Annotated in this window: 18 protein-coding genes; 7 read left to right on the top strand and 11 right to left on the bottom strand. The window is 63.3% G+C overall.

Going from position 1 to position 21916, the window contains the following annotated elements; all coding sequences use genetic code 11:
• Positions 1–137 precede the first annotated feature (137 nt).
• The 8 genes from BLU85_RS22010 to BLU85_RS21975 form a co-directional block, all read right to left on the bottom strand.
• Positions 138–1721, bottom strand: a complete 1584-nt coding sequence (locus tag BLU85_RS22010; protein WP_092203346.1) for an AAA family ATPase — start codon at positions 1719–1721, stop codon at positions 138–140.
• Between the two features lie 10 nt (positions 1722–1731).
• Positions 1732–2832 (bottom strand): 3-dehydroquinate synthase, encoded by a 1101-nt coding sequence (gene aroB / locus BLU85_RS22005; protein ID WP_092203344.1) that lies wholly within the window; start codon positions 2830–2832, stop codon positions 1732–1734.
• Positions 2833–3011: 179 nt separating this feature from the next.
• A complete protein-coding gene (gene aroK, locus BLU85_RS22000; protein ID WP_060739556.1) occupies positions 3012–3530 on the bottom strand; it encodes a shikimate kinase AroK in 519 nt (172 codons plus the stop codon).
• A 4-nt stretch (positions 3531–3534) separates the two neighbouring features.
• Positions 3535–5622: a type IV pilus secretin PilQ gene (gene pilQ / locus BLU85_RS21995; protein ID WP_092203342.1), complete on the bottom strand. Its 2088-nt coding sequence runs from the start codon at positions 5620–5622 to the stop codon at positions 3535–3537.
• A complete protein-coding gene (locus tag BLU85_RS21990) occupies positions 5619–6167 on the bottom strand; it encodes a pilus assembly protein PilP (RefSeq protein ID WP_092203340.1) in 549 nt (182 codons plus the stop codon). Before BLU85_RS21990 ends, pilQ begins: the two co-directional genes overlap by 4 nt.
• Positions 6164–6787 carry a type 4a pilus biogenesis protein PilO gene (gene pilO / locus BLU85_RS21985; protein ID WP_092203338.1) on the bottom strand — a complete coding sequence of 208 codons (624 nt, stop codon included), beginning with the start codon at positions 6785–6787 and terminating at the stop codon, positions 6164–6166. Before pilO ends, BLU85_RS21990 begins: the two co-directional genes overlap by 4 nt.
• Positions 6784–7350, bottom strand: coding sequence for a PilN domain-containing protein (locus BLU85_RS21980; protein ID WP_092203336.1), 567 nt, complete (start codon positions 7348–7350; stop codon positions 6784–6786). The genes pilO and BLU85_RS21980 overlap by 4 nt, the downstream gene beginning before the upstream one ends.
• Positions 7350–8414, bottom strand: coding sequence for a pilus assembly protein PilM (locus BLU85_RS21975; RefSeq protein ID WP_092203334.1), 1065 nt, complete (start codon positions 8412–8414; stop codon positions 7350–7352). The genes BLU85_RS21980 and BLU85_RS21975 overlap by 1 nt, the downstream gene beginning before the upstream one ends.
• 207 nt (positions 8415–8621) lie before the next feature.
• Here BLU85_RS21975 and BLU85_RS21970 point away from each other — a divergent pair, with 207 nt between their 5' ends.
• Positions 8622–11066 carry a penicillin-binding protein 1A gene (locus BLU85_RS21970; RefSeq protein WP_170847617.1) on the top strand — a complete coding sequence of 815 codons (2445 nt, stop codon included), beginning with the start codon at positions 8622–8624 and terminating at the stop codon, positions 11064–11066.
• A gap of 229 nt (positions 11067–11295) precedes the next feature.
• On the opposite strand, the gene BLU85_RS21965 is transcribed toward BLU85_RS21970, so the two are convergent.
• The 3 genes from BLU85_RS21965 to rpmE form a co-directional block, all read right to left on the bottom strand.
• The gene (locus BLU85_RS21965; RefSeq protein WP_072407352.1) at positions 11296–12564 is read right to left on the bottom strand and encodes a malic enzyme-like NAD(P)-binding protein; all 1269 of its coding nucleotides are present in this window, start codon (positions 12562–12564) and stop codon (positions 11296–11298) included.
• A 186-nt stretch (positions 12565–12750) separates the two neighbouring features.
• On the bottom strand, positions 12751–13533 hold the full coding sequence (locus tag BLU85_RS21960; RefSeq protein WP_092203330.1) for a thermonuclease family protein: 783 nt from the start codon (positions 13531–13533) through the stop codon (positions 12751–12753).
• A gap of 41 nt (positions 13534–13574) precedes the next feature.
• Positions 13575–13799, bottom strand: coding sequence for a 50S ribosomal protein L31 (gene rpmE / locus BLU85_RS21955; RefSeq protein WP_053117645.1), 225 nt, complete (start codon positions 13797–13799; stop codon positions 13575–13577).
• 287 nt (positions 13800–14086) lie between these two features.
• Between rpmE and BLU85_RS21950 the strand changes: the two genes are divergently transcribed.
• The 6 genes from BLU85_RS21950 to BLU85_RS21925 all read left to right on the top strand — a co-directional run bounded on the left by BLU85_RS21950 (position 14087) and on the right by BLU85_RS21925 (position 21743).
• Positions 14087–16306 (top strand): primosomal protein N', encoded by a 2220-nt coding sequence (locus tag BLU85_RS21950; protein WP_092203328.1) that lies wholly within the window; start codon positions 14087–14089, stop codon positions 16304–16306.
• Between the two features lie 262 nt (positions 16307–16568).
• Positions 16569–18305: an arginine--tRNA ligase gene (gene argS / locus BLU85_RS21945; protein ID WP_092203326.1), complete on the top strand. Its 1737-nt coding sequence runs from the start codon at positions 16569–16571 to the stop codon at positions 18303–18305.
• A 1-nt stretch (position 18306) separates the two neighbouring features.
• Positions 18307–19002, top strand: coding sequence for an SPOR domain-containing protein (locus tag BLU85_RS21940; RefSeq protein WP_092203324.1), 696 nt, complete (start codon positions 18307–18309; stop codon positions 19000–19002).
• A gap of 276 nt (positions 19003–19278) precedes the next feature.
• Positions 19279–19809, top strand: coding sequence for an ATP-dependent protease subunit HslV (gene hslV / locus BLU85_RS21935; RefSeq protein WP_003196958.1), 531 nt, complete (start codon positions 19279–19281; stop codon positions 19807–19809).
• 50 nt (positions 19810–19859) lie between these two features.
• The gene (hslU, locus tag BLU85_RS21930) at positions 19860–21197 is read left to right on the top strand and encodes an ATP-dependent protease ATPase subunit HslU (RefSeq protein WP_072407360.1); all 1338 of its coding nucleotides are present in this window, start codon (positions 19860–19862) and stop codon (positions 21195–21197) included.
• A gap of 168 nt (positions 21198–21365) precedes the next feature.
• Positions 21366–21743, top strand: a complete 378-nt coding sequence (locus tag BLU85_RS21925; protein WP_092203322.1) for a gamma-butyrobetaine hydroxylase family protein — start codon at positions 21366–21368, stop codon at positions 21741–21743.
• Positions 21744–21916 lie beyond the last annotated feature (173 nt).

Here is a 21916-nt window from a genome sequence, read left to right as displayed (position 1 = left end):
TTTTTTGGGTTTGACCGCTACGACTCAAACGCTACTGTGACGCAGACACCACAAGGCGCGCGGCCTGAAAGGTCGCCCGCCCTTGCGGAAATTTTGAGGTTGCCGGGAGAGGCGGCCTGGGTAAGGCCGCCGAATCTTCAGCGAGTTGCAGCCAGTTCCTGTTGGACGCTGGCGACAGTGCGAGGCCAAGGTTTACCAGCCTGAACCTTCGCTGGCAAGGCCTTGATGGCGGAAACAGCCGCATCACGGTTGGCAAAGCTGCCGTAGGTGATGACATACAGCGGCTTGCCGTTGAGCACTTTCTTGAAATAACGGTACTCGCCGCCCTGCTCCTTGACGAAGTTCTGCGCCGCGGCTTCGGAACTGGTGCCGAGGATCTGCACCACGTAGTTGCCCGGCGCCTGGCCGGCGTACCAGCTACCGCCCGCGGCCTTGGCTGGGGCAGCGGCAGGCTTGGCCGCCGGTGCTGCTGGCGTCGCTGGCTTGGCCGCAGGCGCCGGAACCGGTACCGGCTTGGCGGTAGCCACCTGGGTCGGCGCCGGGGTCGGCTTGGCGGTCGGGGCAGGGGTTGGCGCCGGGCCAGCCGGCACGCCCACAGGCGGTGCGGTGGTGGTCACGGTCGGCGGCGTGTCGCTGCTGTCGTCGATCGGTGGCGCTGCGCCGTCGTCGCCTTCGGTGATACCGCCGGCCGCTTCGGCCAGCGGGCCGCGCATGACCGGCTGCGACTGGCCGACCAGCGGCAGCGGCATCGGCTGGGTGTTACCGGCGAATTCCACGGCCGGCGCGCCACCGTTGGGTTGCGGCTTACCTTGACCAAGGGGCAGTTGCGCCTGTTCGTTGGCAGGGGCACCCGTGGCAGGTGCCTTGGTGCGACCCGGCATCAGCCAGGCGGCGGCAACCGCGACCACGACGACGGCGGAAATTGCCAATACGTGTTTCTTCGGCATGTTGAACCCCATACTTGGACGCTTCACCGCTGAGCGGCTGGCAATCATGACTTCGATCAGAGCATCGCGGGCGACCTGGTTGATGTTGCCAGGCCAGCCGTCGGAGCTTTCGTGAATCTCAGAGATCTGATCGGCGGTGAAAAGTTCGATACCCCGGCCCGCGCCCTCGAGACGCTGGGCCAGGTATTCACGGGTTTCTTCCTCGGTGTAGGGCGCCAGCTCGATGACGTGGAAGCGCTCTTCCTCGAGGTTCAATTGGTCCAGGTCGGCGATCAGCGACGACTCGCCGAACAGGAACACGTGAGGCCGGCCCTCCGGGGCACCGGCCGCCAAGGCCAGCAGGGCTTCGAGGGCCGACTCGTCGAGTTGCTCGGCATCGTCCACCAGCAGATAGACTTCCTGCCCGGTCAGCGCCAGTTGCACGATCTGATCGAGGATTGCACCGATTTCGGCCTGGGCGACGTTCAGCGCCTGGGCCACCTGGCGCAACACACCGGCGGCATCGCCAGCGCCACGGGCCGACACCACCACGCTTTGCACAGACTGTTTGTTGGTACTGGCCACCAGGGCCTGGCGCAGCAAGGTCTTGCCGCTGCCCTGGGGGCCGGTGACCACCAACAGCAACTGGCTGTAGCGCGCTAGGTGATGCAACTGGCCCAGCACCGGCTTGCGCTGGGCGGGGAAGAACTTGAAGCCCGGGACCCGTGGGGCAAAAGGGTCATGACTCAATTGGAAATGGCCGAGGAAAGCCTCGTCGGCATGCAAACTAGTCATCGGAATCTCATTAACCTTTAAGCTGAGCCAGGGCGCGGTAGTCCGCTCCCAGCGTGGCCTGTAGAACTTCTTTCGGATAATCGTCGGTCACCACCGCTTCGCCCATGTGGCGCAGCAGCACCAGGCGCAGACGACCGTCGATCACTTTTTTGTCGATTGCCATGTGTTCAAGAAAATCCGCCTCGCTCATTTCCTCGGGCGGAACCACCGGCAGCCCGGCGCGCTGGAACAGACGAATACCGCGATCGCGTTCCTGTTCGCTGATCCAGCCCAGGCGCGCAGACATCTCCAGGGCCATGACCGTACCGGCCGCAACCGCTTCACCGTGCAGCCAGACACCATAGCCCATGTGCGTTTCGATGGCATGGCCGAAGGTGTGGCCCAGGTTGAGCGTGGCGCGCACCCCCGACTCACGTTCATCGGCACCGACCACCGCGGCCTTGGCGGCGCAGGAGCGCTCGATGGCGTAGGTCAGCGCCGCTTGATCCAGCGCACGCAGGCGGTCGACGTGCTCTTCGAGCCAGCCCAGGAACGGTTCGTCGCAGATCAGCCCGTACTTGATGACTTCCGCCAGCCCCGCGGACAGTTCGCGGGCCGGCAGGGTAGTGAGGGTGGCGGTGTCGATCAGCACCACGTTGGGCTGATAGAACGCACCGACCATGTTCTTGCCCAGCGGATGGTTGATCCCGGTCTTGCCGCCCACCGACGAGTCGACCTGCGACAGCAGCGTCGTGGGGATCTGGATGAAGTCGACGCCACGCTGATAACAAGCGGCGGCAAAACCGGCCATGTCGCCGATCACGCCACCGCCCAGGGCAACCACCGTGGTGCGGCGATCATGCCGTGCGGTCAGCAGGCCGTCGAAGATGAGTTGAAGGGTTTCCCAGTTCTTGAAGGCTTCGCCGTCGGGCAACACCACGGAAATGACCGAGAAAGCCGACAGGCTGCGGGTCAGACGTTCCAGATACAGAGGCGCGACGGTTTCATTGGAAATGATCGCCACTTGCCGCCCGGCGATGTGCGGCGCCAGCAGTTCGGGCTGGTCCAGCAAGCCTTCGCCAATATGAATCGGGTAGCTGCGCTCGCCCAGGTCGACCTTAAGTGTCTGCATGTGTCCCCACAGTGAAGATGGAATCAGGCGTCCTGCCTGCAATTAACGATAGTGCCCAACGGGGATAAATCCCCTCGCCACAGGTCCCAGTGCTTGCCATGACACCATGGGATGGCCATCCGCCACGCCCCAGGCGGGCCATGACGGGACGTCGAGGATAGCGCATTTCGCCAGGCGCATTAACGGGGTGGCAGTTGCTGCAGGCGATCGAGAATGTCCAGCACCACCATCCGCGGCGGCCGCTCGTCGGTTTCCACCACCAGGTCGGCGATCTCCCGATACAGCGGATCACGCAGTTCCAGCAGGTCCCGCAGGGTCTTGGCGGGGTCGGCGGTGCGCAACAGCGGCCGGTTGCGATCCCGGGCGGTGCGGCCGACCTGCTGCTCGACAGAGGCGTGCAGATAGACCACTCGTCCGCCGGCATGCAGCGCCCGACGATTGGCTTCGCGCATCACCGCGCCGCCGCCGGTGGCCAACACCACGCCCTCGAACGCGCACAGCTCGGCGATCATCGCCTGCTCACGGTCACGAAAGCCCGGCTCGCCTTCCTTGTCGAAGATCCATGGGATATTGGCACCCGTGCGCAATTCAATTTCCTTGTCGGAATCTTTGAACGGCAGGCGCAGCTCTTTGGCCAGCAAACGGCCGATGGTGCTTTTTCCAGCGCCCATCGGCCCAACAAGAATCAAATTTCGCACAGAATCAACGACTCACAGCAATCGCCTGGTTATTCATGATACGCGGAGTGAGGAACACCAGCAGCTCGGATTTTTTCTCCGAAACCACATCACGCCGGAAAAGGCGGCCAAGATACGGCACATCGCCAAGAAATGGCACCTTATCTACGACCTTGCTCTGAGTATTTGAGAAAACTCCGCCAATCACAATGGTCTCGCCATCATTGACCAGGACCTTGGCGTTGACTTCGTTTTTCTTGATCGGCGGCACTTCCTGCACCTTGTTCAGGTAGTCCGGCTCATCCTTGGTGACCTTGACCTCCATGATGATGCGGTTGTCCGGGGTGATCTGTGGGGTCACCTCCAGCGACAGCGAGGCCTCCTTGAACGACACCGAGGTGGCACCGCTGGAGCTGGCTTCCTGATAAGGAATCTCCGTGCCCTTGAGGATCTTTGCCGTCTCCTTGTCGGACGTCACCACCTTGGGCTGGGAGACGATTTCGCCGTTGCCGGTCTTCTCCATGGCCGTCAGCTCAAGGTCCAGCAAGACGTTGTCGGTGATGAACGCAATACCGATCCCCGACGTATTGCCCGAGGCACCCAGGTCGACGAACGGCTGGTTGGTACCGGTACTGCCCGGCGTGCCAATGGTGGTGGAGGTGCCGCTGGTCACCCCCGAGGAGTTCCAGTTGCCCTTGTTCTGGATCGACCCTCCCCAGCGCACGCCCAGGCTTTTGTCGTAGTCGACGTTGGCCTCGACAATCCGTGCCTCGATCATCACCTGGCGCACCGGAATATCCAGCTGCGCCACGATCCGGCGCAGTTCGTCGAGCCGGTCCTGGGTCTGGTAGGCGATGATGTTGTTGGTCCGCTCATCCACCGTGATCGTGCCGCGCTCGTCGGCTTTGGCCTCGGCACTGGTCACTGACTGGAACAGCTTGGCGATGTCCGCCGCCTTCGCATAGTTGACCTGCAACAGCTCACGGCGCAGCGGCGCCAGGTCGGCGATCTGCTTCTGCGACTCCAGCTCCTGGCGTTCGCGCGCGGCGATTTCATCGGCCGGGGCCACCAGCAGCACGTTACCGACCTTGCGCTTGTCCAGGCCCTTGGTCTTGAGCACCAGGTCCAGCGCCTGGTCCCAGGGCACATTCTGCAAGCGCAGGGTGATGCCGCCCTGCACCGTGTCGCTGGCCACCAGGTTCAGGTTGGTGAAATCGGCAATCAGTTGCAGGACCGAACGCACTTCGATGTCCTGGAAGTTGAGCGAGAGCTTCTCGCCGCTGTAGGCCGCGCGGTCGGCATTGCGTTTTTGCAGGTCGTCGACGGTCATGGGCCGGACGCTGACGGTGAGCTTGTTGTCGGTCTGGTAGGTCGAGTAGTCGAAGGTGCCACTGGGCTCGATGCTGATGGTCGCCCGGTCGCTGCCGGCGCTGGCATTGACGAATTGCACCGGGGTGGCGAAGTCCTTGACGTCCAGGCGCACCCGCAGCGGCTCGGGCAATTGGGTCCTGGCGAAATTGAGGATGATCTTGCCTTCGCGCTCCTGGATGTCCGGGGCGATGGAAGGATCGGACAAATCGATCACCACATTGCCTTCGCCCTGGGTCCCCCGCTGGAAATCCACCCCACGAATCGCCTTGCCCACCGGCGCACCGGCCCTCGCGGGCGCAGCGCTGGCCAGCGCCGGGCGCGGGGCCTGGGCGGCGTTCTTCGGAACATGACTCTTCGCAGCGGCGCCCTTGCCAACCACCACGAACAGGCTATTGCCTTCGACCCGGGTGTCGTACGGCGCCAGCTGGGTCAGGCCGATGATCAACCGGGTGCGATCACCTGCCTCGACCACGGTGGCGCTGCGCGCATTGCCCCCGCCCAAGTCGCGGTGCTTGCTGGCCAATTGGTTGGTCACGCCTGGCAGGTCCAGGGCAATCCGGGCCGGTTGTTCGGTGGTGTAGCCCCGGGGGGGCGGCGGCGGCCCGTCGAAGGTGAGCTTCAACTCGACGCGGTCGCCCGGCAACGCCGCGACATCCAGCGTCTTCAGACTGGCCGCGTGAACCATCGGCGACAACAGCGCTATCCATAGCGAAATACCGAAGGCTGACAAAAACCTGTTCATTGTTGGGGTTCCACTATTGAGTGCTCTTTCAAAGGAATGGTCCGAGGTCGTTCCAGCCAGGCACCCTCGCCATCGGGAACGATTTCGATCACATCGACCTGGGTGGCGCCGATGGCGATGATTCGCCCGTCGTTGCGCCCCAGATAGTCACCGACCTTGAGCCGATGCACCCCGCCCGCGCCCCGCAGGAGCGCGAAGGAGCCACTGGCGTTGGAGATCGTACCGACCATTTCAAACTGCTCGATGTTGAAGCCTTCCAGGTATTGCTTGACCCGGTTGGGGTCGGGCCGCACGTTGTGCGAGCCGCGCTGCCGGTCGGCCTGGTCCACGCGGACCTGCCGGGAAAACGGGCTGCGCAGGTTCGCGGCGCTGTAGGTAAAGGTCTCGTAGGGCCTGAACGTCGGCGTCGGCTCGATCTTGCCCGGTGGACGCAGGCGCACTTCATTCATGTAAGCGTCCAGGTCGCTGAAACCGTTGTCGTCGTTGCAACCCGCCAGCGCGACCAGGCCCGCCAGCAGGCAGAGGCGACACACCAGCGGCCTCATGGCTGCGCCTCCTGCTCGTTGTAGCGGTAGGTCTTGGCCTGGATGCTCATGCGCAGCTTCGTGCCTGCCTCGGGCTCCATCGGGGCGATTTCGAAATCGTGCAGCGTGACGATCCGGGGCAGTCCGGCCACTCCACTGACGAATGTCGCCAGGTCGTGGTAGCCGCCGGTCACGGTGATCTGGATCGGCAGCTCGATGTAGAACGGTTGGGTGACTTCCGGCAGCAGCTTGATTTCCTCGAACTCCAGGCCACTGCCCAGGCCGGTGCGGGTAATGTCTTCCAGCAGGCCCGGCACCTCGGTATCACTGGGCAATTGCCGCAACAGTACACCGAAAGACGTTTCCATCTGCTTCATCTGCTCGGTGTAGCGTTCCAGGTTCGCGGCCATGTGGGCCTTGCCCGCGAATTGTGCCTTGAGGGTATTTTCTTCCTCGCGCACCTGCTGCAACTGGTTTTCCAGGTCGCTCAAGGCAAAGTTATAGCCCAGCCCCAGCACCAGGGCCACCAGCAGGATGCCCGCCAGCCATTTGATGGGCGCTGGCCAGGAACCGATGTTGTTGGTGTCCAGGTCACTGACGTCGATCTTGCGCAACGCGTCGAGCCATTCCCCAGGCCTCATTGGGCGTCCCCCTCATCGGCCGGCCGGGTCTGGCGAACCGTCAGCTGGAAAACGTTGGCCTGGTCGAGCTGACCGGCGGTGGTGGCCTTGACCTCCGTCAGGCTGGGCGCATCGAACAGGTCCGACGAGTCCAGGTTGCGCATCAGGTCCGAGACCCGGTTGTTCGATTCCGCGGCCCCTTTGATGAAGAGCGTCCGGTCCTCCATCTTCACTTCGGTGAAATACACCCCGTCCGGCAAAGTCCTCACCAACTGGTCGAAGATACGCCCGCTGACCGGTCGATTCCCTTGCAAGTCCTGGATGATGCGCATGCGCTCCAGCAATTGCTGGCGACGGGCTTTCAATTCGCTGATCTGCTTGATGCGCTCGTCCAGCACGGCGATCTGCTCGGAGAGGTGGCTATTGCGGGCGACCTGGTGATCGATGGCGCCGTCGATGTAGCGGATGGCGACCAGGACCACGCCGACCGCCCCGACCAGCGCCGCCACCAAGGCCAGCAGAAAGCGCTTGCGCCGCTCTTCGCGCAGCTCTTCGCGCCAGGGAAGCAGGTTGATCCGCGCCATCAGTCGAAACTCCTGAGGGCCAGCCCACAGGCAATCATCAGCGCCGGTGCGTCACTGGCCAGGGCACCGGCATTGACCTTGCTGCTCAGGGCCATGTTGGTAAACGGGTTGGCCACCTGGGTCGGCGTACCCAGGCGCTGTTCGATCAGCCGATCCAGCCCAGCGACCGAAGCCGTGCCCCCGGCCAGCAGGATGTGGTCCACCGCGCTGTACTGGCCCGAGGCGAAGAAGAATTGCAGGGACCGCGAGACCTGCTGCACCAGGGCCTCGCGGAAAGGCTGCAGCACCTCGCTGAGATAATCGTCCGGCAACCCACCCTGCTTCTTTGCCAGGCCGGCCTGCTCGGGTGTCAGGCCGTAGCGGCGCTGGATCTCCTCGGTCAACTGGCGACCGCCGAACAACTGTTCGCGGGTATAGATGATGCGTCCGTTGTGCAACACGCTGAGGGTGGTCATGGTGGCGCCGATGTCGATGACCGCTACCGTCAGCCGTTCCTGGGACGCGGCCAATTGCGTGGCGAGCAGGCCAAACGCCCGCTCCAGCGCATAAGCCTCCACATCGACCACCCGGGCCGTCAGCCCGGCGAGCGCCAACGCGGCCTCGCGAACCTCGACGTTTTCCTTGCGACAGGCGGCCAGCAGCACTTCGACGCGCTCGGCGCTGCGCGGCGAAACGCCCACCACCTCGAAATCGATGGCCACCTCATCCAGCGGATAGGGAATGTACTGATCGGCTTCGATCTTGAGCTGGTTCTCCATGTCGTCGTCGGACAGGCCCGCGTCCATCTCGATGATCTTGGTGATCACCGCCGAACCCGCCACGGCCACCGCCACGCTGCGCAACGGCGTCCTGGCCTTGGCCAACAGCCGCGACAACGCCTGGCCCACCCCTTCGAGCTCGGCGATGTTCTTCTCGATCACGGCGTTGGCCGGCAACGGTTCGACCGCGTAGGACTCGACGCGGTATCGCTCGCCCTGGCGACTCAACTCGAGCAGCTTCACCGACGTCGAACTGATGTCGATCCCCAGAAGCGCATGGGCTTTTTTATTGAAGAGTCGTAGCACTACCAATTCCCTATGACTATCCGTGAGTTACGGACTCTCTAATATGCATTGCGTTCAATCACGGCCGTCCGACGGACGTCCGGATGGCATTCCCGACGAAAAAAAATGCTTATAATGCCCAGCGTTTTTTTCGCTTTGTTGCAAGCTCGGGTTCTTCCCTGCACCTGGCGCCTTTTTCATTCTTTGCCTGGATATCCAAAAGCCTTGATTCGTCTGCTGAAATTCTTCGGATGGTCCATTGTCGCCGTTTTCTGCGGACTGCTCCTGGGCCTGAGCGGTGCCTTTCTTTACCTTAGTCCGGGATTGCCGTCCGTGGAGGCGCTGAGAAGTATTCAGTTGCAGATTCCTCTGCGGGTGTACAGCAGCGATAACAAGCTGATCGCCGAATTTGGCGAAATGCGCCGCACACCGATCCGTTTCGCCGACATTCCCCCCAATTTCATCAATGCGTTACTAAGTGCTGAAGACGATAACTTCGCCAACCACTATGGTGTCGATCCCGGCAGCCTGATGCGCGCCGCCAGCCAATTGGTCAAGAGCGGACACATCCAGTCCGGCGGCAGCACCATCACCATGCAGGTGGCCAAGAACTTCTTCCTGACCAGCGAGCGCAGCTTCTCGCGCAAGACCACCGAGATCCTCCTGGCCCTGCAGATCGAGCGGCAGCTGACCAAGGATGAAATCCTCGAGCTGTACGTGAACAAGATTTACCTGGGCAACCGCGCCTATGGCATCGAGGCGGCGGCACAGGTGTATTACGGCAAGTCGATCCGCGACGTGAGCCTGGCGCAGATGGCGATGATCGCCGGCCTGCCCAAGGCACCGTCGCGCTTCAACCCGCTCGCCAACCCGGCGCGCAGCAAGGAGCGTCGCGACTGGATCCTGGGGCGCATGTACAAGCTCGGCAAGATCAGCGAGGCCGACTACACCACAGCGATCAATGAGCCGCTGAACGCCAGCTATCACGTGCCGACCCCGGAAGTGAACGCCCCGTACATCGCCGAAATGGCCCGTGCCGAGATGGTCGGGCGCTATGGCAGCGACGCCTACACCGAAGGTTTCCGCGTCACCACCACGGTGCCGAGCAACCTGCAGGAAATGGCCAACACCGCGCTGCACGAGGGCCTGATGACCTACGACCAGCGCCACGGCTACCGTGGCCCTGAATCGCGCCTGCCGGGCAAGACCAAGGAAGCCTGGGCCCTGGAGTTGACCAAGCAGCGCACCATCAGCAGCCTGGAGCCGGCGATCGTCACCTCGGTGGACAAGGACGGCATCAAGGTGCTGACCCGCAACGGCGAGCTGGAAGAACACGTGGCCTGGGACACCATGAAATGGGCCCGTCCGTTCCTCAATACCAACAGCATGGGCGCCGCCCCACGGCAGCCGTCGGATGTTGCCCAGGTCGGTGACCTGATCCGCGTCCAGCGCCAGGCGGACAACACGCTCAAGTTCAGCCAGATCCCGGCGGCCCAGGGCGCCCTGGTGTCCCTCGACCCGCAGGACGGCGCCATCCGCTCGCTGGTGGGAGGTTTCGCCTTCGAGCAAAGCAATTACAACCGTGCACTGCAGGCCAAGCGCCAGCCGGGCTCGAGCTTCAAGCCGTTCGTCTACAGCGCCGCCCTGGACAACGGCTACACCGCCGCCAGCCTGGTGAACGATGCGCCGATCGTGTTCGTCGATGAGTACCTGGACAAGGTCTGGCGGCCGAAGAACGACACCAATACGTTCCTCGGCCCGATTCGCCTGCGCGAGGCGCTGTACAAATCCCGCAACCTGGTATCGATCCGCCTGTTGCAGGCGCTGGGCGTGGATCGCACCATCGACTACATCAGCAAGTTCGGCTTCAACAAGCAGGACCTGCCGCGCAACCTGTCCCTGGCCCTGGGTACCGCAACCCTGACGCCGATGGAAATCGCCACGGGCTGGAGCACATTCGCCAATGGCGGCTACAAGATCACCCCGTACATCATCGACAAGATCGAAAGCCGCAACGGCGAGACATTGTTCGTTGCCAACCCGCCACGGGTCCCCACGGGCGAGCAGGCCAGCGACGGTCTTGCGGCCCCGGCCTCGGAGACGTTCACGGTCAATGCAACGCCGGGGGAAGCCGCGACCGCCCCGGCGGTACCGCAAGCGCCAGCCATTGCCGAGCGCATCATCGACGGCCGGACCACCTACATCCTCAACAGCATGTTGCAGGACGTGATCAAGCTTGGCACCGGTCGTCGCGCCCTGGCCCTGGGCCGTACCGACCTGGCGGGCAAGACCGGTACCACCAACGAATCCAAGGACGCCTGGTTCTCCGGCTACAACGCCGATTACGTGACCACGGTCTGGACCGGTTTCGACCAGCCCGAAAGCCTGGGTCGCCGTGAGTTCGGCGGCACCGTGGCGCTGCCGATCTGGATGACCTACATGGGCGCCGCCCTCAAGGACAAGCCGCCGCACACCCAGCCGGAACCGGAAGGCATTCTCAGCCTGCGGGTCGACCCGGTCAGCGGCCGCGCAGCCACGCCGGGCACCCCGGGTGCGTACTTCGAGCTGTTCAAGAGCGAAGACACGCCACCGTCGGTCAATGAGCTGGGCAACGGTGTCGCACCGGGCAGCCCGCTGCCAGCGGACGAAGCGGCGCCGATCGATCTGTTCTGACCGGTCTCATCCAAAAGCCCCGCCTTCGAAAGAAGTGCGGGGCTTTTGTTCTCAATGACACCAATACCCGTGGGAGCGAGCTTGCTCGCGATAGCGTCGGATCAGCTTGCATCGATGTTGAATGCCAGGCCGTCATCGCGAGCAAGCTCGCTCCCACAGGGGCTGTGGCGGCCAACAAAAAGCCCCGACTCTCAGGAGCCGGGGCTTTTTGTTGAAGCGCTACAACGGCTTAGCCGTTGAACACGTCATCCACGCTCTTGAGCGGGTAGTTCTTCGGGTACGGCAGGGTGGCCACGCCCGTCTCGATGGCAGCCTTGGCCACGGCGTCGGAGATCAGGGTGATCAGGCGGGCGTCCATGGGTTTCGGGATGATGTATTCACGACCGAATTCCAGCTTGATGCCGCCGTAGGCGTCGCACACTTCCTGGGGCACCGGCAGCTTGGCCAGTTCGCGCAGGGCGTTGGCGGCCGCGACTTTCATCTCTTCGTTGATGCGCTTGGCGCGAACGTCCAGGGCACCGCGGAAGATGAACGGGAAGCCCAGTACGTTGTTGACCTGGTTCGGGTAGTCCGAACGGCCGGTGGCCATGATCACGTCGCTGCGAGTCGCGTGAGCCAGTTCCGGGGAGATTTCCGGGTCCGGGTTCGAGCAGGCGAACACGATCGGGTTCGGCGCCATGCGCAGCAGGTTTTCCGGGCTCAGCAGGTTCGGACCCGACAGGCCGACGAACACGTCGGCACCGTCCAGCGCGTCCGCCAGGGAGCGCTTGTCGGTCGCGTGGGCGAAGACAGCCTTGTACTGGTTCAGGTCGTCACGGCCGGAGTGGATCACGCCGGTACGGTCGACCATGAAGATGTTTTCGATCTTGGCGCCCATGCTCACCAGCAACTTCATGCAGGAGATGGCCGCAGCGCCGGCACCCAGGCAGACGATCTTGGCTTCCGGCAGGGTCTTGCCGGCGATTTCCAGGGCGTTGATCATGCCGGCCGCGGTGACGATGGCGGTGCCGTGCTGGTCATCGTGGAACACCGGGATGTCGCACTGTTCGATCAGGGCGCGCTCGATCTCGAAGCACTCAGGTGCCTTGATGTCTTCCAGGTTGATGCCACCAAAGGTGATGGAGATGCGCTTGACGGTGTCGATGAAGGCTTGCGGGCTCTCGGAATCGACTTCGATGTCGAATACGTCGATACCGGCGAAGCGCTTGAACAGTACGCCCTTGCCTTCCATGACGGGCTTGGAAGCCAATGGGCCGAGGTTACCCAGGCCGAGAATCGCGGTGCCATCGGAAATGACTGCAACCAGGTTGCCTTTACCGGTGTATTTGTAGGCCAGTTCAGGGTCGCGAGCGATTTCGCGGACTGGTTCGGCTACGCCGGGGCTGTAGGCCAGCGACAAGTCGCGAGCAGTAGCGGTGGCCTTGGTGAGCTCGACACTCAGCTTTCCTGGACGAGGATGCGCGTGATATTCGAGAGCGGCAGTTTTCAGATCAGACATGTGGGCATTCCGCTTTTTTACTGTGTTGGACAGACGGACCGCCGAGGATACGCGCCTCGCAAAGTCCCTACAAGACTGACCAGTCACCACTGTCAAGCGCCCTACTCTACGACTTTGGACCAAGAGCCGCGAAACACAAGGGCTACATGCATACAATCAGGCCGAATAATGTCTACAATTATTTTCCTACAGGACTGCTTCCAACATGGCCGGATCGGTCAGCGGCAGCATCCATCGCGCCTGGCCAGCCTTGTTCCCGCCACGCCGGGCGCGGTCGACGATCCAGCCCCGGGCCTCGATTTTCCGCCCCTTGAGCCGCTCCAGGGCCGAAGCGTCGAAGCGCCTCCGCAACCCCGGCGCAATGTGCAGGACAACCGGCCCCTGCAATTCAATCCAGATGCCACCGCGATTGCGCCGCACGTTTTCCACCCGCCCGCTCATCAGCACGAAACCCGGGGCATCGATCTGTTCCGCCCGGACGACAGGGGATTTCTTCCAGAGGCCTGCCCCGGCTTGCCGCGCATGACGCTCAGCCACTTGCTGGCAACTGACCAGGTCGACGTTCGGCGCGACCGCCACCAGAAACCCCAGCCCCTCGGCAATCAACCGCTCCTCGAGGTTCTCGCCCCGGGCGTTGTAGACGTGGGCCAGGGTACGACCGTAATCATCGCGGTCGTCCTTGCCAGGCAATACACCCACCCGGCCATCGTTGGCGGCCACCAGGGCTTCGAGTCGCTGGCGCGCCGCCACGGCGAAGGGTTCGTCGGCGCGGCCGCGCTTGCCCAGCTCGGGGCTGTTGAGACCGATCATCCGAATGCGGCGCCCATCCTCCAGGTACAAGGTGTCGCCGTCCACCACGCGCTGCACCGCCACCTGGGGCAGGCTGCCCGGCGAAGGACAGGCCCCCTGGGCACCACCGAGCCAAATCGCAGACACAAAAAAGGCGCCCGCAAGGGACGCCTTCTTCATCAATCTGGAGCAGTCGAGACGACCATCCAAAATGATCAGCCTCAGGCTTTTGGAGTAACTTTGCCGAAAGCACCGAAACGATCGGCGAACTTCTGAACGCGGCCGCCGGTATCCAGAGTCTTTTGCTTACCGGTGTAGAACGGGTGGCATTCGTTGCAAACGTCGATCGCCAGGGCTTTGCCGTAGGTCGAACGCGTTTCGAACTTGTTGCCGCAGCTGCAGGTTACGGCAATTTCTGGGTATTCCGGATGGATATCGGTTTTCATGCTGTTTTCCTCAGGCTAGCGTGCCGCCACCCAACACTATTGTTGAATACCGCACGTAATTAGGCCGCGGATTCTACCAGACATCGTCATTCGCGCAAGCTATGACTTGTACCAACCGTCTGCTAGGCTCGCGCCCTCAAGCACAATCCTGTGGGAGCGAGCTTGCTCGCGATAGCGGTGGGTCAGTGGCGGTGATGTTGGCTGTGCCGCCGCCTTCGCGAGCAAGCTCGCTCCCACATTGAATCGCGCTCAGCCTTGCGAACTTGTCCGCTTATCGAGATCCCCGCGTGCCCAACGCCATCCTGCGCCTCGCCCTGCCCTCGCCCCTGCGCCGCCTGTTCGACTACCGCGCCCCCGCCGGAGTCCTGCGCGCCCAGTTGCAGCCGGGCATGCGCCTGCGGGTGCCGTTCGGCCGGCGAGAAATGATCGGCATCCTGGTGGAGGTCACCGATCACAGCGAGGTCCCGGTCGACAAGCTCAAACCAGCCCTGGCCCTGCTCGATGCCACGCCGCCGCTGCCCGCAGCGCTGTTCAAGTTGTGCCTGTGGACGTCCCAGTATTACCAGCACAGCCTCGGCGACACCCTGAGCTGGGCGCTGCCGGTGCTGCTGCGCCAGGGCGAGCTGGCCGAGGCGCGCCAGGAACGGTTCTGGTCGGTGGCCCCGGGGGCCTCGCTGGACGATCCGCGCATCGCCCGCGCGCCGCGCCAGCGCGAGGCCCTGGCGACCCTCGCCCAACACCCCCATGGCGTGGCCCACCAACTGCTGAGCAAACTGATGCTCAGCAAGGACAGCCTCGACCTGTTGCTGGCCAAGGACCTGGTCCGGGTGGAGATCCGCCGGCACGCCCCCGGCGCCCGCCACGAACATTGGCTGGCCCAGCCGGAACTGCCGCTCAACGCCGAACAGCGCGCCGCTTGCGAAGCGATTCGCGCAGGTTTCGACAGTTACCACGCCTTTCTGCTGGCGGGCGTCACCGGCAGCGGCAAGACCGAGGTCTACCTGCAACTGATCCGCCAGACCCTGGAGGCCGGCAAGCAGGCCCTGGTGCTGATTCCGGAAATCAACCTCGGCCCCCAGACCCTGGCGCGTTTCGAGCAACGCTTCAATGCACGGATCGCCCTGGTGCACTCGGCAGTCAACGACCGCGAACGCCTGGAAGCCTGGCTCGCCGCCCGCGACGGCGAGGCCGATATCATCATCGGCACCCGCTCGGCCCTGTTCACGCCGATGAAAAACCCCGGGCTGATCATCATCGACGAAGAACACGACGGCTCTTATAAACAGCAGGAAGGCCTGCGCTATCACGCCCGCGACCTGGCGCTGGTGCGAGCCCGCCAGGAAAACATCCCGATCGTCCTCGGCTCGGCCACGCCCTCGCTGGAAAGCCTGCACAACGCCTACACCGGCCGCTACGGCCTGCTGCGCCTCAACGAACGGGCCGGCGGCGCCAAGCAACCGCGGTTCCTGCGCCTGGACGTGAAAAGTCGTCCACTGGACAGCGGTATTTCCGGGCCGATGCAACAAGCCATCGGCCAGACCCTGGCCGCCGGGCAACAGGTCCTGGTGTTCCTCAATCGCCGCGGTTTTGCCCCGACCCTGCTGTGCCACGACTGCGGCTGGATGTCTGGCTGCGAACGTTGCGATGCGCGGATGACCGTGCATCAACGCCATGGCGAGCTGCGTTGCCACCATTGCGGCCACGTCGAACGCGTGCCAAGGCATTGCCCGCAGTGCGGCAAAGTGGACTTGCGCCCGGTCGGCGCCGGCACCGAACGCGCCGAGGAACGGCTGGGCATCCTGTTTCCGGACTACCCGGTCTTGCGGGTGGATCGCGACAGCACCTCGCGCAAGGACGCGATGAACCAGCTGTTCGCGACGATCCAGAAGGGCCAGCCGTGCATATTGGTGGGCACGCAGATGCTCGCCAAGGGGCATCACTTCCCGCGGGTCACGCTGGTGTCGATCCTCGATGCCGATGGCGGACTGTTCTCCGGCGACTTCCGCGCCAGCGAGCGCATGGCGCAGCTGATCGTCCAGGTCGCAGGCCGGGCCGGACGGGCCGAGGAGCCGGGCAAAGTGATTATCCAGACGCACCTGGCCGATCACCCGCTGTTGATCCAACTGACCGAGCAGGGTTATTTCGCCTTCGCCGAACAGGCCCTGAGCGAACGCCGCAGCGCCGGCCTGCCGCCCTTTTCCCACCTGGCGCTGCTGCGGGCCGAAGCCCACAAGCCGGGGCAGGCCGAAGGCTTCCTCGATGAGGCCTGTAGCGAGGCGGAGCGTTTGCTGGCAGAGCAGAACCTCACCGGGATCGAACTATTGGGTCCGGTCCCGGCTCCGATGGAACGGCGGGCCGGGCGCTATCGCGCGCAGCTTTTATTGCAGGCCAACGCCCGGGCGCCGCTGCATCGACTGCTCAGTGCCTGGCTGCTGGCGCTGGAACAGATGCCCAGCGGACGGGCGGTGCGCTGGTCGCTGGATGTGGATCCGGTGGATTTGTATTGAATGGACCGCAAGCCTGCCCCTGTGGGAGCGAGCCTGCTCGCGATTGCGACGGCACAGCCGACATCACCGTCACTGCCCCACCGCTATCGCGAGCGAGCTCGCTCCCACAGGGGATCGCATACATCCAGGCCCGCAAGAATAGTCACCGCACATCCCCAACCGACCCGCTACAGTTGGCAAGCTCGTCCGGGCCACGGATAATGCCCAGTTTTTCCACCAGCGCATCGAAGCGCCGCCGCGCCTGCGGTTGAAAGAGAAGACCATGAAAGACACCATTCGCCAGCTCATCCAGCAAGCCATCGCCCAACTCGTCGCTGAAGGTGTGCTGCCAGAAGGCCTGTCGCCGGCGATTCAGGTCGAGAACACCCGCGACAAGACCCACGGCGACTTCGCCAGCAACATCGCGATGATGCTCGCCAAGCCGGCCGGCATGAAACCTCGCGACCTGGCGGAAAAAATCATCGCCGCGCTGCCGGCCGACGAAAACGTCAGCAAGGCTGACATCGCCGGCCCCGGGTTCATCAATTTCTTCCAGAACACCCAGGCCCTGGCTTCGCGCCTGGATGCGGCCCTGGCCGACGAACGCATCGGCGTGCGCAAGGCCGGCCCGCTGCAGCGCACCGTGGTCGACCTCTCGGCCCCCAACCTCGCCAAGGAAATGCACGTCGGCCACCTGCGCTCGACCATCATCGGCGACGGCGTGGCCCGGGTCCTGGAGTTTCTTGGCGACACCGTGATCCGCCAGAACCACGTTGGCGACTGGGGCACCCAGTTCGGCATGCTGATGGCCTACCTGCAGGAAAACCCGATTACCAGCGACGAACTGGCGGACCTGGAGAATTTCTACCGCGCCGCCAAGCAACGCTTCGACGAGTCGCCCGAGTTCGCCGACCGTGCCCGTGGCCTGGTGGTCAAGCTGCAGGCCGGCGATGCCGAGTGCCTGGCGCTGTGGAGCAAGTTCAAGGACATCTCCCTGTCCCACTGCCAGAAAATCTACGAGCTGCTGAACGTCAAACTGACCATGGCCGACGTGATGGGCGAAAGCGCCTACAACGACGACCTGGTCAACGTGGTCAACGACCTCAGGGCCAAGGGCCTGCTGGTGGAAAGCAACGGCGCCCAGTGCGTGTTCCTCGACCAGTTCAAGACCGCCGACGGCGAGCCGCTGCCGGTGATCATCGTCAAGGCCGATGGTGGCTACCTCTACGCCACCACCGACCTGGCGGCCGTGCGCTACCGCAACAGCGTGCTCAAGGCCGATCGAGTGCTGTATTTCGTCGACCAGCGCCAGGCCCTGCACTTCCAGCAAGTGTTCGAAGTGGCGCGCCTGGCCGGCTTCGTGACCCGTCCGATGGAAATGGAACACATGGGCTTCGGCACCATGAACGGCGCCGACGGCCGCCCGTTCAAGACCCGCGATGGCGGCACGGTGAAGCTGATCGACCTGCTGACCGAAGCCCAGGACCGCGCCTACACCCTGGTCAAGGGCAAGAACCCGGACCTGGCCGAGGACGAATTGCGCAAGATCGCCAAGGTGGTGGGCATCGACGCGGTGAAATACGCCGACCTCTCCAAGCACCGCACCAGCGACTACAGCTTCAACTTCGACCTGATGCTCAACTTCGAAGGCAATACCGCGCCGTACCTGCTGTACGCCTACACCCGCGTGGCGGGGGTGTTCCGCAAGCTCGGCAAGGGTTTTAACGAAGTGGACGGCCAGATTGTGCTCGAGGCCCCTCTGGAACAGGAACTGGCGGCGAAGCTGGCGCAGTTCGGCGAGGTCCTGAACAACGTCGCCGACAAGGGCACGCCGCACACCCTGTGCGCCTACCTGTACGATGTGGCCGGCCTGTTCTCCAGCTTCTACGAGAACTGCCCGATCCTCAATGCGCAAACCCCGGAGCAAATGCAGAGCCGCCTGCGCCTCGCCGCGCTGACCGGGCGCACGCTTAAGCAAGGCCTGGAATTGCTGGGCCTGGAAACCCTGGAGCGCATGTAAGTTGGCCGCCAAGAAAAAACCTGCACCCAAGCGCGGCGCCAGTCGTTACCAGCCTCCAGCCAAAAAACCGATTCCAGGTTGGTTGTGGATGGCCATCGGCCTGACCGTCGGCGCGTTCATTGTGTTCTTGATGAAGCTGGAGCCGGGCCAGGGCGATGACGTCAAGCGCGTCCGGCAGGAGCAGCAGAAAGCCACCCGTATCGCCGAGGCCAACAAGACCCCGCCGAGCCCGACACAACCGGTGAAGCCGAAGTACGACTTCTACACGTTGCTGCCGGAATCGGAAGTCATCGTGCCGCCCGATGCCGTGCCGGAGAAAACCCTGCCGACCCCGCAAGTGCCCACCACACCGGTGACCCCGGCCGAAGCGGCGAAGATCGACGCCGCTCGCGCCCAGGCGGCCCTGGCCGGCATCACGCCGCCACCCGCCCCTCCGGTACAGAAAGCCGCGCCGGTGACGAAGTTCTTCCTGCAGGCCGGTTCGTTCCGCAAGGAAGCCGACGCCGACAAGGTCCGCGCGCAGATCATTCTGCTGGGCCAATCCGTGTCCGTGGAATCCGGGACGGTGAAGGACGAAACCTGGTACCGGGTATTGGTCGGCCCGTTCAGCAACCGCGAGGAACTGACCAAGGCCCAGAAACAATTGGCGGGCAGTGGTTTCAGCAACCTGTTGTTACAACAACGCCAGAGCCGCTGATTTCCACCGATAACGCCTGTGGCTATGGCTTTTGTGGCGAGGGAGCTTGCTCCCGCTGGGTCCGTAGGAGCTGCCGAGCAGAGCGAGGCTGCGATCTTTCCCCAGACAATTGAGTCTCAAGCGAAAGATCAAAAGATCGCAGCCTCGCTCTGCTCGACAGCTCCTACGTGACTCGCACCGCTCGTCCCCTCCCCCACCCCACAGTTGAAAAACCCCACGCCACCCCCATATGAGTTCCATCCGGGCATTTTCGCCCCGCTGCGTGGAGACTCTCCCTTGACCACCATCGTTTCAGTCCGCCGTCATGGCAAAGTCGTCATGGGCGGCGACGGCCAGGTTTCACTGGGCAACACCGTGATGAAAGGCAATGCGAAGAAAGTGCGCCGCCTGTATCACGGCGAGGTCATCGCCGGGTTCGCCGGCGCCACCGCCGATGCTTTCACCCTGTTCGAACGATTCGAAGGCCAGCTTGAAAAACACCAGGGCCATCTGGTCCGCGCCGCCGTGGAGCTGGCCAAGGAATGGCGGACCGACCGCTCCCTGAGCCGCCTCGAGGCCATGCTCGCGGTCGCCAACAAGGACGCTTCGCTGATCATCACCGGCAACGGCGACGTCGTTGAGCCCGAGGATGGCTTGATCGCCATGGGTTCCGGCGGTGCCTACGCCCAGGCCGCGGCCAGCGCCCTGCTGAAAAAAACCGACCTGTCGGCCCGTGAGATCGTCGAGACTGCCTTGGGCATCGCCGGCGACATCTGCGTCTTCACCAACCACACCCAGACCATTGAGGAGCAGGACCTCGCCGAATAAGCCTGCCACCTGCGCACCGGCTCATTCTTGCTTGAGGACCGCCAATTATTATGTCCATGACTCCCCGCGAAATCGTCCACGAACTCAACCGCCATATCATCGGCCAGGACGATGCCAAGCGCGCCGTCGCCATCGCCCTGCGTAACCGCTGGCGCCGGATGCAGTTGCCCGAAGAGCTGCGCGTCGAAGTGACCCCCAAGAACATCCTGATGATCGGCCCGACCGGTGTCGGCAAGACCGAAATCGCCCGGCGCCTGGCCAAGCTCGCCAACGCGCCGTTCATCAAGGTCGAAGCCACCAAGTTCACCGAAGTCGGGTATGTCGGCCGCGACGTCGAGTCGATCATCCGTGACCTGGCCGATGCCGCCATCAAGCTGCTGCGCGAACAGGAAATCACCAAGGTCCGCCACCGCGCCGAAGACGCCGCCGAAGAGCGCATCCTCGACGCCCTGCTGCCACCGGCGCGCATGGGCTTCAACGCCGACGCCGCCGCGACCCAGGACACCAACACCCGCCAGCTGTTCCGCAAGCGCCTGCGCGAAGGCCAGTTGGACGACAAGGAAATCGAGATCGAAGTGGCCGAAATGGCCGGCGTCGACATTTCCGCGCCGCCGGGCATGGAAGAAATGACCAACCAGTTGCAGAGCCTGTTCGCCAACATGGGCAAGGGCAAGAAGAAAAGCCGCAAGCTCAAGGTCAAGGAAGCGCTGAAGCTGGTGCGCGACGAAGAAGCCGGCCGCCTGGTCAACGAAGAAGAATTGAAGGCCAAGGCCCTGGAAGCGGTCGAGCAGCATGGCATCGTGTTCATCGACGAAATCGACAAGGTCGCCAAGCGCGGCAATGTCGGCGGTGCCGATGTGTCCCGCGAAGGTGTACAACGCGACCTGCTGCCGCTGATCGAGGGCTGCACGGTCAACACCAAGCTGGGCATGGTCAAGACCGACCACATCCTGTTCATCGCCTCCGGCGCGTTCCACCTGAGCAAGCCGAGCGACCTGGTGCCGGAGCTGCAAGGCCGCCTGCCGATCCGCGTCGAACTCAAGGCGCTGACGCCGGAAGACTTCGAGCGCATCCTCAGCGAGCCCCATGCGTCCCTGACCGAACAGTACTGCGCGCTGCTCAAGACCGAAGGCTTGAGCATCGAGTTCACGCCAGAAGGTATCAAGCGCCTGGCCCAGATCGCCTGGCAGGTCAACGAGAAGACCGAGAACATCGGTGCCCGTCGCCTGCACACGCTGCTCGAACGCTTGCTCGAGGAAGTGTCGTTCAGCGCCGGCGACCTGGCCAGCGCCCACAACGAAGCGCCGATCCTCATCGACGCCGAGTACGTCAACAGCCACTTGGGTGAATTGGCGCAGAACGAAGACCTGTCGCGGTATATCCTGTAACCCACCGACAAATTTCCCGGTACCTGTGGGAGCGAGCTTGCTCGCGATGGCGGCATGACATTCAACCCATGTGTTGACTGTCAACTCCTCATCGCGAGCAAGCTCGCTCCCACATGGGCCGTGTCGTTTTTGCAGATCAAGGCATCCTTCAGAGACGGATCACAGGCCATGACCAAACTCCCCACCGCCATCAACCTGCACAAAGCCTCCAAGACCCTGACGCTCAAATACGCACCGGGCGAGGAGTACCACCTGCCCGCCGAATTTCTGCGGGTGCACTCGCCTTCCGCCGAGGTCCAGGGCCATGGCAAACCCATCCTGCAATACGGCAAGCTCAACGTTGCCCTGACCAAGGTCGAACCGGCCGGCCAGTACGCACTGAAACTGACCTTCGACGACGGCCACGACAGCGGATTGTTCACCTGGGACTATCTCTACCAGTTGGCGGTGCGCCAGCAAGACCTGTGGAACGATTATCTTGGCGAACTCAAGGCCGCCGGAAAAACCCGCGATCCGAACGCGTCCGTCGTCAAGCTGATGCTCTAGCTCAAGGGCTGGCGCTTTAGGGCGATTTTTCTAGACTCATCTGCTTGAATGCCCGCGCAGCAACGTCAATGACTGGCCTGCTTGCGAAAAAAATTAAACTCGGGTAACCAATGGAGCTGGCAAGTTCCCTGCAAAGGAACCGGCGAGTTCCTGGCATACGTTTCCTCATTGGC

Origin of the sequence: Pseudomonas sp. NFACC14, assembly GCF_900106885.1 — a bacterium.
In the GTDB taxonomy this organism is placed as follows: domain Bacteria; phylum Pseudomonadota; class Gammaproteobacteria; order Pseudomonadales; family Pseudomonadaceae; genus Aquipseudomonas; species Aquipseudomonas fluorescens_AA.
Note: the sequence above shows the minus strand (reverse complement) of the source record. Positions and strands in the feature narration are given on the sequence as shown.

What these genes read in the sequence shown, in the direction of transcription:
- BLU85_RS22010 (WP_092203346.1), bottom strand. Translation starts at nt 1,721, where the DNA reads ATGACTAGTTTGCATGCCGACGAGGCTTTCCTCGGCCATTTCCAATTG.
- aroB (WP_092203344.1), bottom strand. Translation starts at nt 2,832, where the DNA reads ATGCAGACACTTAAGGTCGACCTGGGCGAGCGCAGCTACCCGATTCAT.
- pilQ (WP_092203342.1), bottom strand. Translation starts at nt 5,622, where the DNA reads ATGAACAGGTTTTTGTCAGCCTTCGGTATTTCGCTATGGATAGCGCTG.
- BLU85_RS21990 (WP_092203340.1), bottom strand. Translation starts at nt 6,167, where the DNA reads ATGAGGCCGCTGGTGTGTCGCCTCTGCCTGCTGGCGGGCCTGGTCGCG.
- pilO (WP_092203338.1), bottom strand. Translation starts at nt 6,787, where the DNA reads ATGAGGCCTGGGGAATGGCTCGACGCGTTGCGCAAGATCGACGTCAGT.
- BLU85_RS21980 (WP_092203336.1), bottom strand. Translation starts at nt 7,350, where the DNA reads ATGGCGCGGATCAACCTGCTTCCCTGGCGCGAAGAGCTGCGCGAAGAG.
- BLU85_RS21965 (WP_072407352.1), bottom strand. Translation starts at nt 12,564, where the DNA reads ATGTCTGATCTGAAAACTGCCGCTCTCGAATATCACGCGCATCCTCGT.
- BLU85_RS21960 (WP_092203330.1), bottom strand. Translation starts at nt 13,533, where the DNA reads ATGAAGAAGGCGTCCCTTGCGGGCGCCTTTTTTGTGTCTGCGATTTGG.
- rpmE (WP_053117645.1), bottom strand. Translation starts at nt 13,799, where the DNA reads ATGAAAACCGATATCCATCCGGAATACCCAGAAATTGCCGTAACCTGC.
- argS (WP_092203326.1), top strand. Translation starts at nt 16,569, where the DNA reads ATGAAAGACACCATTCGCCAGCTCATCCAGCAAGCCATCGCCCAACTC.
- hslU (WP_072407360.1), top strand. Translation starts at nt 19,860, where the DNA reads ATGTCCATGACTCCCCGCGAAATCGTCCACGAACTCAACCGCCATATC.
- BLU85_RS21925 (WP_092203322.1), top strand. Translation starts at nt 21,366, where the DNA reads ATGACCAAACTCCCCACCGCCATCAACCTGCACAAAGCCTCCAAGACC.